The 13,416-nt window shown below is 39.3% G+C and carries 14 protein-coding genes and 1 other annotated feature; of the genes, 3 read left to right on the top strand and 11 right to left on the bottom strand.

Annotated elements, in window-relative coordinates; all coding sequences use genetic code 11:
- Positions 1–62 precede the first annotated feature (62 nt).
- Positions 63–860, bottom strand: coding sequence for a metallophosphoesterase (locus DESME_RS03250; protein ID WP_006719167.1), 798 nt, complete (start codon positions 858–860; stop codon positions 63–65).
- Positions 861–1,077: 217 nt separating this feature from the next.
- On the bottom strand, positions 1,078–1,587 hold the full coding sequence (locus tag DESME_RS03245; RefSeq protein WP_006719166.1) for a GNAT family N-acetyltransferase: 510 nt from the start codon (positions 1,585–1,587) through the stop codon (positions 1,078–1,080).
- A 406-nt stretch (positions 1,588–1,993) separates the two neighbouring features.
- Between DESME_RS03245 and DESME_RS03240 the strand changes: the two genes are divergently transcribed.
- Positions 1,994–3,208, top strand: a complete 1,215-nt coding sequence (locus DESME_RS03240) for an IS110 family RNA-guided transposase (RefSeq protein WP_006715294.1) — start codon at positions 1,994–1,996, stop codon at positions 3,206–3,208.
- 302 nt (positions 3,209–3,510) lie between these two features.
- Here the strand turns inward: DESME_RS03240 and DESME_RS03235 are convergent, their stop codons facing one another.
- The 3 genes from DESME_RS03235 to DESME_RS03225 all read right to left on the bottom strand — a co-directional run bounded on the left by DESME_RS03235 (position 3,511) and on the right by DESME_RS03225 (position 6,931).
- Complete coding sequence (locus tag DESME_RS03235; protein WP_202962884.1) at positions 3,511–4,173, bottom strand: CPBP family intramembrane glutamic endopeptidase; 663 nt, start codon at positions 4,171–4,173, stop codon at positions 3,511–3,513.
- Positions 4,174–4,922: 749 nt separating this feature from the next.
- Positions 4,923–6,098 (bottom strand): IS91 family transposase, encoded by a 1,176-nt coding sequence (locus DESME_RS03230; protein WP_006715296.1) that lies wholly within the window; start codon positions 6,096–6,098, stop codon positions 4,923–4,925.
- Positions 6,095–6,931 (bottom strand): tyrosine-type recombinase/integrase, encoded by an 837-nt coding sequence (locus tag DESME_RS03225; RefSeq protein ID WP_006715297.1) that lies wholly within the window; start codon positions 6,929–6,931, stop codon positions 6,095–6,097. The genes DESME_RS03230 and DESME_RS03225 overlap by 4 nt, the downstream gene beginning before the upstream one ends.
- A 735-nt stretch (positions 6,932–7,666) precedes the next feature.
- On the opposite strand from DESME_RS03225, the gene DESME_RS03220 reads away from it, so the two are divergent.
- Complete coding sequence (locus DESME_RS03220) at positions 7,667–8,416, top strand: 3'-5' exonuclease (protein WP_006715298.1); 750 nt, start codon at positions 7,667–7,669, stop codon at positions 8,414–8,416.
- A gap of 207 nt (positions 8,417–8,623) precedes the next feature.
- Positions 8,624–8,830 carry a TOBE domain-containing protein gene (locus DESME_RS03215; RefSeq protein ID WP_006715299.1) on the top strand — a complete coding sequence of 69 codons (207 nt, stop codon included), beginning with the start codon at positions 8,624–8,626 and terminating at the stop codon, positions 8,828–8,830.
- A gap of 131 nt (positions 8,831–8,961) precedes the next feature.
- On the opposite strand, the gene DESME_RS03210 is transcribed toward DESME_RS03215, so the two are convergent.
- The 6 genes from DESME_RS03210 to DESME_RS03185 all read right to left on the bottom strand — a co-directional run bounded on the left by DESME_RS03210 (position 8,962) and on the right by DESME_RS03185 (position 13,229).
- Positions 8,962–9,969, bottom strand: coding sequence for an ABC transporter substrate-binding protein (locus DESME_RS03210; protein WP_006715300.1), 1,008 nt, complete (start codon positions 9,967–9,969; stop codon positions 8,962–8,964).
- 117 nt (positions 9,970–10,086) lie between these two features.
- Positions 10,087–10,335 (bottom strand) — a binding site (T-box leader).
- A 39-nt stretch (positions 10,336–10,374) separates the two neighbouring features.
- Positions 10,375–10,716 carry a phage holin family protein gene (locus DESME_RS03205; protein WP_006715301.1) on the bottom strand — a complete coding sequence of 114 codons (342 nt, stop codon included), beginning with the start codon at positions 10,714–10,716 and terminating at the stop codon, positions 10,375–10,377.
- A gap of 12 nt (positions 10,717–10,728) precedes the next feature.
- The gene (locus DESME_RS03200) at positions 10,729–11,055 is read right to left on the bottom strand and encodes a hypothetical protein (protein ID WP_006715302.1); all 327 of its coding nucleotides are present in this window, start codon (positions 11,053–11,055) and stop codon (positions 10,729–10,731) included.
- Positions 11,045–11,467, bottom strand: coding sequence for an SHOCT-like domain-containing protein (locus tag DESME_RS03195; protein WP_006715303.1), 423 nt, complete (start codon positions 11,465–11,467; stop codon positions 11,045–11,047). The genes DESME_RS03200 and DESME_RS03195 overlap by 11 nt, the downstream gene beginning before the upstream one ends.
- Positions 11,468–11,484: 17 nt before the next feature.
- Positions 11,485–11,880, bottom strand: a complete 396-nt coding sequence (locus tag DESME_RS03190) for a DUF2089 domain-containing protein (protein ID WP_006715304.1) — start codon at positions 11,878–11,880, stop codon at positions 11,485–11,487.
- A 206-nt stretch (positions 11,881–12,086) separates the two neighbouring features.
- Positions 12,087–13,229, bottom strand: a complete 1,143-nt coding sequence (locus DESME_RS03185) for an acyltransferase (protein ID WP_006715305.1) — start codon at positions 13,227–13,229, stop codon at positions 12,087–12,089.
- Positions 13,230–13,416: the final 187 nt, after the last annotated feature.

Genomic DNA, 13,416 nt, shown 5'->3' with positions numbered 1-13,416 from the left:
CGCATGCATCATCCTCTAGTTGCGGGAACACTGTGTTATATGTCGTTACGCCTCCCACAAGGCTAGCTAGAGGTAACTAACGTCACTAAAACAATTTCCGGTCTATTGTAAAATCTTATTGGTAAAACGCTTTCCCCTAAACCACCATTGATAATCATATTTGTAGTACCAGAAGTAAATTGGCCATAATCTAATTTAGGAAAAAGCCCTTGCCCGGGTGCAATCACTGCACCAACTAATGGAAGTCTAACTTGTCCACCGTGCGTATGCCCCACCAAAATTAAATCGAGATTACTTTCAACGGCTTTGGAAAAAATGTTTGGTGCATGCGCTAATAAAACCTTGGGTACAGAATCCACGATTCCTGAAAGCGCCTTATCTAACTTATCTCTTCCGAGATAAGGGTCGTCAACACCAATTATCCATAGATGAAAATTGCCCCTAGCATATTTGAAACTCCCATTTTCCAATATTCGTACGCCATGGTCCTCCAATGGTGATTTGATTTGGAAGTTTGTCCACCACTCATGATTTCCCGGAACAAAAAATATAGGTTTAGATTGTAACCCTTTAACCAATGCTATTGCTGGTTCAATATTAGGGCTACTCTTATCGACTAAATCACCTGTAATTGCAACTGCATCAAAGTGCAGTCGGTTAATCAACTCTAGTAGATGCCTTTGACCCTCTCCGTATTCCTTATTATGCAAATCAGTTAAATGGAGAATAGTGAACCCCCGAAAATCACTTGGTAGTCTAGAAACCGCAATGGTATATCGTTTTACTGCAATAGAATGAAGATCGAAATATAGATAGGATAATGTTGCAATCCCACCTACGATAAATGCTCTTCGGGACATGAGCTTAGCTCCCAAAAAATAAACCTCCCCAAATTCCACTCCGATAGCGTAATGACATATAACGTCCCGAGGATTACCGTAGCGCCATTGCCACATTCATCTTGGCAAAGTTACGGTAATCCTCTGTTATCTGACGTTTCCTGCCCCACGAAGCCAGAGCGCCATGGACGGCGCGCCCCTAGACACTTTTCTCAGCCGATTGATCTTTTTATAATAATTATTTCGAACTATGCCTTTCCAAAAGCCGAGCCATATAATATTCATCTATATATTGACCATCTACAATCATAGATTTCGATCTTAACCCTTCAATTTGAAATCCATTCTTTTCATAAAGGTGGATGGCTCCCTGATTATGAGTCATTACGGTTAGTTCCAATCTAGTCAGTTTGTTTTTAATTGCCCACTCTTCTAACATATTAAAAAAGCTTGTTCCTATTCCTTTTCCTTGATATTCAGGTAATATTCCTACAACTATATATGCCGTATGCCTTATTCTGTTGTAACAACCTTTTTCAGCCGAAAGGAAACCAGCAACTTTATCGTCTTCGCTGGCAATCAACAGCAATGAATGAGTTTGACTATATTGTTCTATCATATCTTCTATTTGTTTAACGTCTTTAGGTCTTTCATCCGGCTCAAACATCATTGTTTTTGTTTCCTTATCTAAATGCAACAACATATTTAGAAAATCTACTGAATCCTTTTTCTGTATTTCCCTTATCAATCAAAATTCCTCCAAATAGTAACTCGATTTATACTTCTTCTCCTACTTAACCCCGCCATGGACGGCGGGCGGTCCTGCAGGAAATGTCCGATAACGTTCCGCAGGTTCCCGCTGCGTCCTAACCACATCCATCTTGTTCTAAGTGGCGGGAACCTGCTGTTCGTATTATAGGTTCATAACCAGTTCAATCTGGGTATGGACTTTTTTCTTTTGTGTTCCTTTATACTGAAGAAAACTGGGTAAAGAACGTACGCGCTGTTGGGACCTTGATCCCGTCGTATAAACTGTTCAAGCCTTCTTTAACTCCAATACCTTGATTGAGCTGGTTGGGCCTTGAGCCCGTATCACAATGCGAACCTAAGGGTGGTTGTTTAAAGACGGAACCCGGTAAAAAGGGAGGTTTTCCATGATTGATGTTCCTGTTCTAAGCATTGATGTTTCTAAGTCTAAGAGTGTGGCTACTTTATTTAAACGTTATCAGGAATCACTGACCAAACCCTTTTCTTTCTCCCATTCACCTCGTGATATGTCTCGATTAACTGAGAGGCTAATTAAACTAGAATGTGAAACCGGTAAACGTCCTCACGTGGTTATGGAAGCCACGGGTAACTACTCCAAGCCGATTTCGGCTTACTTTCAAGATGCGGGTTATAAGGTTGTTGTTCTAAATCCTCTCCAAACTCACGCTGAGAAAAAGAAATCCGTTCGCAAGGTTAAGACTGACCCTATTGATACGAATCGGATTGCCCAGGTTTACTATTTAAATCAGTTTACCGAGGCCAAACCTCTTGAAGAGCATATCCTAGAGTTACAGAACCTTTGCCGCCAATATGATGGTTTCAATACGTTATATACTGAAACTCAGCTTCGGTTCCAATCTGTTTTAGACCTTCTGTTTCCGAAGTTTGAATCGGTGTTTGCTCACTTATGTAGCCCTACTGCTTTAAGCATTCTTTCTTCTTTTCCTTCACCAACAGCTATTTTATCGGCTAGCCGAGACCAGATTATCGAATGTCTTAAACCTGCGAAGAAGTCTAAAAGCTGGTACGAGCTTAAAACGGATGAACTTATATTAGCTGCCCAGGAAAGTTTGCCTTCTAACCGCGCCCAACAGTCTAACATACGGGTTTTAAGGATGTATATTAACCTCCTCGTATCCCAACAAAACGTTCTGACCGATATACGGGCTCAAATGGTCTATTGGGCAAACTTTTCCCCGGATTATCCTCTTCTCCGTTCAATTCCTGGCGTAGGAGAGGCTACAGCCACCACCATTCTCGCTGAAATTGGTGATATTAAGAGATTCCCGAGCTCAAAACAGCTGGTCGCTTTTGCAGGCATTGACCCTTCTGTCTTTCAATCGGGAAAGTTTAAATCGAGTCATAACAAGATATCCAAGAGAGGGTCACCCTATCTTAGAAAAGCGCTCTACCAGGCCACTGTGGCTGGGATCAGCAATAGAACAGGCGGCCCCTTAAACCCAATTCTCAGAGACTTTTATGTTCGTAAATTAAACGAAGGTAAACCGGCTAAGGTCGCCATAATAGCCACGGCTAACAAAATGCTAAGGATGATCTATGGGATTCTATCCTCACAACGGCCTTTTTCTGGTTCTAAATAACAATTCTCTGCAGACTTAGAAATCCCTTTTATTTACATGTTTTTTTGAGCTTACATTATGTAGGCCAGCTTTGCTATACCCTATTTTTCTCAACGTTAGTCTAAAGAAACTTTTCCTTGACAGCAATTAGCTGGTTTCTACGACGTATCGTGCCCCGTGACTCAGACAGCGCCATGGACGGCGCTTCCTTAAACATAATCTGTAAAAACTTCTACAAAATAAGAAAAGTATGTTCAATGAAGCAGCGCATTCTCTCAAACAATTGATAAGTTAGATTTAAACCAAATAGTTGGATATGAGATTTAAGAAGTAAATTTATTATTTCCAATAGTGGGTTGAATCTGTTCCTTATCTGTCTGGTAGCCAAGTTTACCTCCCGTAAAAATGAGAATTGCGATTGCCAGAATACCCAATCCGATCGCTACCGGTAAATCAGTTCTTGTTACAATCGGAGCAGAAAAAAGTGCCAGAATCAGGCTAAACGTATTTATACTGGTATGCAATAACATAGCAATGAATAGACTCCCCTTTGTATGGTTGAAAACCCAGGTCATAATTACAGCGATGGACATGACCAGTAGCAGGAAAATAGGCAAATTAACATAAAGAAGGGACAGACTGGAACCCGGGCCACCCCTTTGGGCCGTTGTAAGAAAATGAGGCAGATGCCAAAAAGTCCACAGAACTCCGAGGAGAAGCGTCGCCCGCAGAGCGCCATATCGAGCTTGCATTCGTGGCAGAGCAAATCCTCGCCAACCAATTTCTTCACCCAGCGGCCCGCCACCAAAGAAAACAATCACAAAGTAAATGATATATTTAGCAGGAAATCCAGGCGGAAACCCCTGAAAACTGGCCAGGGCTCCGGGAAGGATACTAATCCCGAGCATCATCACCAGAGGAATTCCAAATAAGATGAAAGCATACCAAGGCCAACTAACTTTAAACCTGCGAAAACGTTTTTTCATATTAAGCCAACTGTCTCTTCCCTCAGTTATGCGACCCATAATATAGGCTGAAAGGTATGGCCCAACGAATGCATTGAGAGCAAAGAAAACCATAAAAATATTTTTATTAGGTAAAATATTCCACTGAGATAAGATATATGGAATAAGTATAATCCATGAAAAAGCGTATGCCATAAAAAAGAAAGAGAATAGGGGATACTGACGCATAAAATGTTGAAGATTCTTCGTCAAAGAAGGGGATTGTCTGGATTCATTCAAGGAATTCATACTCCTTTCATTGCTATACAGCATTTTGTTATTAAGTTTTGAAATTTATCTACCTTTAAAATAAGTCAGTGTCCATTATAACTTAATGTTCAGTTTTTGAGCTTAATACTACAACTGCGAAGCAGTACCCCATAATTTTCACCCGCGCCATGGACGGCGCGGCCTTGCACGATATGTCGTAGAACGTCATAGGATTGTATCTGAAATTGAGCAAGTTTTAGCATAGATCAATAATTTAGCCCCATTCTCAATTTCAGATACAATCTTGTTGAACGATGCCGCCACAGCGCTCTATGGGATTTCAATCTTGGAGACCCCTCGTTTAAAAAAAGATGAGACTTGCTCTTGACTGTTATAAAACTGTTTAAATCTACCCAACCTGGAATATCCTGTAGAATATTTCGCTACTGTCTAGCTAATTACCTTCAATTCACCCTATTTTCTAAAAAGAGCAGACTTATTTTAGGTTAGTTGTGTCAAGTTTAAGCAATAGACTTTGTTGGTGGAGAATAGGCCTTAGGCAATATAAGTTCCTTTTTAATCATTTTACCCTTATGACAGATTGGGCAACTTCGAACATCTATACCCTTAATCTGCAGAAGTAACTCTTCCCAGGTATGCTTTGTCTCTGCTCGCTTCTCTTTTTTAATTTCAAATATATCCTGACATCTTGTTAGTTTTATATTTCTACTTCGATTACTGAGAATTCCATAATGCCTGATCTTAACAAATTTAAGCGGTAATACGTGCAATAAAAATCGACGTATAAATTCCTCACCCTCTAACTCCATCGTTTTATGTTTATTCTGATCTGCATAGTCCTTCCACTTAAAGCTTACTCGACCCTTCTTAATTCCTATGATTCTCTCATTGGATATAGCGACGCGATGAGTATAGCGCCCTAGATATTCCATGACCTTCATTGGGTTACTAAACGGTTCTTTACAATAAACAATCCATTCCTTCTGGTATAGCGCGTTTACTAGAACTTTAAGTTCTTCTGTATTCACAAATCTTTGAAGTTCACCCTCAAATTTAATCTTCCCTTTTTGGCAAGCTTCTTTAAAATACGCCATGAATTTTCCACGGTAAACCCGCGAAATTACTTTAATCGGAATGAAGAAATTCTTTCGTGAATGAATCCATCTTTCTCCGTCTAAGGACAGCCCGCCTGCCGGTACAATACAATGCACATGAGGGTGATCCATCAGGTTTTGACCCCAGGTGTGTAGTATTGAAATATGACCGATTTCTGCCCCTAAATATTTGGAGTCCTTTCCTAATTCCATGAGTGTTTCTGATGATGCTTTAAAAAGAAGCGTATAAATCTCCTTCTGGTTTCTTAAGGCAAAAGCATTTAAATCGTTAGGAACGGTAAAGACGATATGAAAGTAGCCAACGGGGAGCAAGTCTCTTTCTCTGGCTAATAGCCATTTTTCACGTGCTAACCCCTGACATTTTGGGCAATGTCTATTACGGCATGAATTATATGAGATTTTAATGTGTCCACACGTATCGCACTCTTCAACATGACCACCCATAGCGGATGTTCGACAACGTTCAATTGCATTCATAACCTTATGTGTATGCTGGGTCAGTTTATGGGCTTTTCGATACTTGGGTCCGAACTCTCTAAATATATCGGCCACTTCGGTCATTGGAAATTCCAAATATCAATTGGACTTTTTATCTTGAGCATATTCTCTTGTTTAAGGTGAATATATATGGAGGTTGTTTTTGTTGAACTATGTCCCATCAGTCTTTGGATATGGTAGATGTCTGTCCCAGACTCTAATAGATGGGTGGCAAAACTATGCCTTAAGGAATGTACGGAAACATTCTTCGTGATCTTGGCTTTTTCTTTGCTCGTTTGAAATACTTTTTGAATCGTTCGTGTTGTAATGGGTTTATCTGATGTAACTCCAGGAAATAGCCATATTTGGGGTTGATATGCTTTCCAATAGGTCCGAAGTAAGGATAGATTTACTTCAGACAAGAGGGTATAGCGATCTTTATTACCTTTCCCTTGTCTTACTCTAATAACCATACGTCTACTATCTATATCATTCACTTTGAGATTTGCAGCTTCACTTACTCTTAGTCCAGCCGCATAAATTGTCATTAACAGTGTACGATGCTTTAGGTTCGATGTGGCTTTTAAAAGTTCTTTTATTTCAGAAGTAGCGAGTACCTCCGGAAGTCTCTTACGCATCTTTGTTCTTGGAATCCTAAGACTGCTCCATTCTCTCTGCAATGTTACCTGATACAAAAACTTCAAGGCACTATAAGCACCGTTGATATAGGAATCACTTCTTGGGAGAGTTATCAGATGATGAAGATATTCTTTTATCTCATCTTCGCCCAAGTCATTCGGAGATTTCCCAAAGTAATTGGCAAATCCTGCGACCCTCTTAATGTAGGAACTAAGAGTCCTTGGACTATATCCCTTGAGTTCCATATCTGCCTTCATCTTACGTCTTAATTCACTCATAATTAATTCTCCTCTACAGGTTTTTGGATATTTTTACCTGTAAGAGATGAATGTATCCCAATAAGTTCTAAAAACTAAAAAAGGCCCCTTCTTAAGAGCCACCGCGTTAGCGGTTTTGTTCAACTACCGAATTTCCGTAAATTCTTTTCGCAAATTCTCAAAATTCAGAGGGATTTGCGCACCTATTTCGTCTATTTTACATTTATATGACATTCGCCTTGTTGGAATAATTTCTGAGCCCTATAAAGGCACTATGATAAATCACCCCGAAGCATAAACACCATTTTCAGGCATTTAGCCTACTGACGCGTGATTAAGGTGTCTATCCGACCACAAAAAAATTATGTTTCAAGCGAAATAGCTGAACTCTTTGTAGCTCCGTTTTACACTCATTTACTAAGCACTCCATTTTTATCATTGTCTACCCCTTTCTAATATATCTCAAGATAACTTAATCATCTCACATCGCACTTGCAAAATAAGGGGAAATCAGTCTTATATAAAAAAGTCTCTACAAATAGTAAGGGTCTTACCGAATTCAACCAACTCATCTATTGACACTCCATGCCTTCCGCTGACTTGGCAATATGAACACCGAGTCCAAGCTTCAGGATGCGGGGTGAATATTACGGTTCGAGAGAGCCGTTGTTCCGGAAGACCTTTTAATCGGGTGCGGATAGCATCCTTATATCCGGCCAAAAATAATAGAAATCAGGTAGTTTAAGGAGTTCTAATATGCCTTTCATTATATTTGATTTAGAATTTAATCAAGACGTTTCTTCTTTACAGAATTTTGATAGAAAACGATCTCCCTATCCCTTCGAAATTATCCAAATGGGTGCCATCAAATTAGATTTGGAATTTAACACCGTAGGCACTTTTAACCGTTACGTAAAGCCAACCTTCTATACAAGAATTAATCCATTTGTCACAGAATTGACCGGTATTACCACACAGCAGCTTCTAACAGAAGAACCCTTTCCTAAGATTTATAAGGCGTATACAACGTTTATCAACGAAAGCGATTCTATATTTTGTACTTGGGGCATGTCTGATATAACAGAACTATTCAGAAATATCGATGACCATCAATTAAGCCACAGGTTTTTACCGAAAAGGGTTATCAACCTACAACCCTATGTTTCCACACATTTCAATCTTTCTCAAAAAAACTTATTACGTCTTCAACATGCTGTTGAGTTACTCCATATCCCAATAACATATGCATTTCACAATGCACTTCATGATGCTTTTTATACAGCTGAAATATTTAAAAAAGTATATAATTCTTCGATTCAACCAAAACCCTATGACCCATCCCATAGGGCAATTAGACCAAAACAACGAAAAAGAGTGATAGACATCGATAAACTTCTTCAGCAATTCGAAAAAATATATGCCCGAAAAATAACCGAAGAAGAACAAGAGATGATTAAACTTGCCTATAAAATGGGGAGAACAAATCAATTTTTAAAAAACGTATAAAGTGATCATTCGGGGAAAAGCCGACGTGTCATTCTGAGCCAAGCGAAGAATCTCCTCCCCTAACAAGAAACTATTACTTGAAAACCGACGAGGATAATGCGAAGACGGTTATTGCTTCACAATATCAGAAAAATGTGCAACTATTGTATAATTTGTCTCCACTGTGTACATACTATTTTAGAATAATTAAATAGGAGGCATTAATTAATGCAATTATCAGCCAGAAATCAGTTAAAAGGTAAAATTAAAGACATCAAAAAAGGTCCTGTTTCAACTGAAGTAGTTTTAGACATAAACGGACAGTCTGTTGTTGCAAGTATAACTTCAACATCAGCAGATTCTTTGGGCCTAAAAGTTGGAGACGATGCAGTTGCTATTGTCAAAGCCAGCTCAGTAATGATTGGCGTTCAATAATACATTTATAAAAAAGAACTTTTTTATAGTAAATCAAGTACCCCTTATTAGACCTGGGTACATAAGGAAAGATGGCTTGTGCGATTTTCATTCTCGCATTTAGCCATCTTTTATAATGGTATCCGTTTATATTATTTCTTTTCAACAACTTGAACAGCTTGCTTTAATAACTCTTCAGGGAAAGTGATCCCTAACGCGTTAGCGGTATCTTTATTCAAGTAGACATTCATCTTACTCATCGTCTTTGCCGAAATATCACCCGGCTTTTTACCGTTTAAAACTTCAACGGCCATGTCAGCTGTTTCTTGACCCAATGTTGTATAGTTTATGCCATTTGTGGCTAAGCCTCCGTCTCGGACCAAGGAATCTGCTGTAACATAAACCGGCAGTTTTGCTTTAATAGCTATTTGAGATACAACCGGCATAGCAGTAGCTACTGTATTATCATTGGGGATAAAAATCGCATCCACTTTTCCCACGAGTGAATTGGCCGCTTGTTGAACTTCAGAAGAATTGGTAACGGTTGCTTCAACAAGGTTTATATTATTCTTCGCTGTATATTCCTTCAGACTATTGATAACCCATGCTGCATTAGATTCGCCTGGATTATAAACCGTCCCGATTTTTTTGATGCCTGGAGTAATTTGACTGGCAAGTTCCATAACTTTTTCTGCAGATACGGCATTAGACGTACCGGTTACATTGCCGCCTGGTTTTTCGAAATTCTGGATAACCCCTGCGCCAATCGGATCAAGAACGGCTGAGAATACAATCGGGATCTCCTTTGTTTCACTAACCACCGCTTGAGCTGAAGGTGTTGCTATCGCGATAATCAAATCGTACTTACCATTAACAAACTTCTGCGCCATCGTTTTTAGGTTGGATTGATCACCCTGAGCATTCTGATAATCAATCGTAATGTTTTCACCATCTTTAAATCCTTTATCACCTAACTCTTTAACTATCGCTTCCCTGATTTCATTCAGCGAGGGATGTTCAACCACCTGTAAAATACCCACTTTTTTCAGGGTTTGAGCCTTTGACGTTGTCTGGGTGGTACTTGAGGAACAGGCTGTCAAAGACAACATTAAGAACAGAGATACCATGACCGCCATAATCTTGGACAATTTCTTTTTCATTGAAGAATCCTCCCTTTACAAAATATATTTGTTCGGGTTCTTCTCTGCAATTCTATTCATCCGCGGTTATGAATAGAAACCAAGCTCGTACCCCAATAAAAAACGCCTGTCCTTAGATAAAAGGACAGGCGTAATTATACCTGCGGTACCACCTTAATTAATGCATCTAAATGCATTCACTTGCAGAGTGCCATCACACCCTTAGCCCTATAACGCTGGCTTTGCGTCAATAGCTACTCAAGCCATTAAGCCTTTTCGCTTTGCCCTCAGGGGTCCACTTGTCCGATCCGTTCCTACCGAGTTTCCACCCATCTCGGCTCTCTTTAAGGTCGTTCTCCGGTTTTACTTCCCCATCATTGGTGTACTAATACAATAACATTAAGAATTAAAAAAATCAATACACTTTTAATGGCTTTTTACCCCTTTATCCCCTAAATAATTCCCTAAGGAAACAATGATGGACGTAAGCAAAGCAGCCCCAAAACCTTGAACGTAAAACCCGGGAAGAAGCCCGCTGGTTAGCTGGATCATCCATGTATTAATGATGAGAGTGAAAACGCCTAGGGTTAAGAGGTTGAGCGGGATAGCTAAAAGAATAAGAATTGGGCGAAACAACAGATTAACAAGTCCAAGAATTATACCAGCGCCCAAGAAGTGAATGGGCGTTGCTGCCGCAATGGGCAAAAATTGTGCCGCAAGCAAGAAAGCGAGTGTGTTAATGAAAACGCGACAAACCAACTTTTTCATGTTATCCCCTCACTATCTTAAGCTTACTTTAACCTGAACATCCCCGGTTTCCACATCGACTAGATCAAATCCCTTATGGTTGCTTATATCCTTTATAAGGATATGAGTATAGGAAATCATTCTGCTTGGAAGAAGCGTTTTAAACCAGCTCAACTTTCTTCTAGCCCCGCCTTCCTGAGGAAGGGGAACAAATTTCATTACCGTTTCTCCAACCCGTGCTATATCGCTTAATGCTTCAAACCATTCATTAAGAACTCGTAAAGATACCGGGAAGGTAAAACCCCAGCGGCTTTGTACTTTTACCCGAACGGTCAGAAAATGTGCAGAGTTACTCCACATACACTTCCACCTTAATTCTTCCCTCTTGCGGATCTGCAGTCTCGACGTCAACGATCTTCCCATCCACGCTTTCTTCGACTAAACGAATAAGTCCTTCAACATCTAAGGCTTGTAAATCAATACCCTTACGTTCGAATTCAGAACGTTTATCTTCGGGAACGAAACTTAGCGCATAGACGATAAGTTTGGAAGCAGAGCGCAGCAAGCTAAACGGCACATTGACATTAACCTTTAACGTCTTTTCTCCGACAACACGAACATGTAAGAAACGATCCATAGACGAATTAACCTGTTGTGAAAGTTCTTTATCCCCATCCCCGTCCTCAATAGCCTTTAACAGATCCATTCCTTCTGCTGCAGTTATTCTTCCTTCCTGAATCATTTCTAGAATCTTCATTTTCTCGTCACCCATTATCCTTGCTCCTTTCTTTACTTGCCCAATTTTCGTATTTGTCGTGTTGCTTCCTGTACTGTAATCTCGCCCCGCTCAAGTGCTTCAAGAATCTCTTGCCGGCGCTGAGTTTCCTCTTGTGTGTCTTGACGTTCAATATTCTCTTCGACTCGATACCCCAACGATTCAATAACACTGTCTAAACGGCTGCGTACTGTGGGATAAGAAATACCCAACTCTTTTTCCACTTCTTTAATATTACCTCGACATTTGATAAATGCCTCAACGAAAATTAACTGTTCCACGGGAAGCTGGCAAAATTTACAGGTACTAAATTCTCCTTCAATTTTCGTTGGGCAATGTGTACAGGATAGTTTTGTAATCCGCATTTCATGATCACATACAGGACAGCGATGCGGCATTTTATAATCCATGGTCCTTTCACCTCGATATCAAATTAGCTTAAAACGTCTCTTTAATTAAGATCATAATTACATTTGTTAATAATGTCAATATAAATATTAAATATTTTAATGTCTACATTGATATTATCAATGCAATTCCCCGATATAGGCAAAAAAGCTCCCTGTTTTAATGAAAAGAAAAACAGGGAGCTTTTAAATACACTATTGAATTAGGGTTACACCGGAAAAAAATGTTGCTTTTTGCGAATCCATTTCATTTGATATTTCTTTTTTGTTCCTAAAAGATACTCTGAAAAGGGCAGAAGACTGAGAAGTCTCATTGACGTAATCGTTAACAAAATCGTTAAAAGGAAGACAATTATTCCCACTTCTAAATAACTATTGACCGGAAAGTAATGTGTATAGTATTTATATACCGCCTGTAGAACAATAACATGGGCAAGATAAGCTGCATAAGAGTAGTTCGAGATTTCCCTTAGCGTAACATATAATTTTGATTTCCAACTCGAAATATGACATGCAAGATCATAGAAAACAAAGATTGAAAAGACCATAAATAAAACAAAGGAAAGTTCGTAGAAATACCCTGTATCAACAGCTTTTCCCGGAATCTTATTACAGACTTCAACATAGTAGTTATACAACAATAAAGGGACATAAGCTGTAAATATCAGCTTACGATAATGCTTGAGCCACGTCTTTAATTGCGAATATCCAGAAATCATGTAGACTCCAAGAACAATATATATCGACCACAGAAGGGGTGTACGATCAAGAAATCGCTGTTCGTTTTCCGTGGGATAGGCAAAAAGCAACTGACCAACCCAGTTCGTAACGTTATTATGTTCCAAAAGAAACACGTAAAATAAGCCAAAAAAGAGAAGGAAATTTGCTTTAAAAACCAGACCTCGCCGTGAGAGTGCTTTCGTTAGGATTAAAATAAATGGGAAATAAAGATAGATCCTAATCATCATCGACATGTACCATAAGTGATATCGTCCGGTTCCCGCTGCAAGCTGTCCAAGTAAATGGCTATAAGAAGCCGTTCCATAATGCTTGGCATCCCAAATATTTAAGATTGTCCAAATCACATAAGGGATAACGGTATATATGAGTCGTTTCTTATAGAATCTCGCCCAATTGCTGGGTTCAGTATGAGTATAAATCATCATCATTGCGCCAATCGTTACAAAAATCGGCACCGCGGGCTTAGCTAATACATAAAGGAAACTTAAGACAAGCGAATCTGCAAAGCTTGCTCCTTCCCGCCAAGCGAACCCGCCAAAAACATGTTGAGATACCACAAATATAAAACCGATAACCCTTAGAACATCTATTTCTTCGATATGTTGTTTCATTAACTCAATCGCTTTCTACGAAAAAATGCAAAATAAATAGAGCCAATAACAAGGCTCTGATAAAACAAACCCTTAAGACCTATTCTTATAATACCAGCAACTTTTAAAAATACAACGCTATTTATTCATCTCAAGATCAATTCCCCTCAATTTATAACTAGAAACTCCTATGTCCATGATTTGGATA

This window comes from Desulfitobacterium metallireducens DSM 15288, from assembly GCF_000231405.2.
Classification (GTDB): domain Bacteria; phylum Bacillota; class Desulfitobacteriia; order Desulfitobacteriales; family Desulfitobacteriaceae; genus Desulfitobacterium_A; species Desulfitobacterium_A metallireducens.
This window is presented reverse-complemented; position numbering and strand designations above follow the sequence as displayed.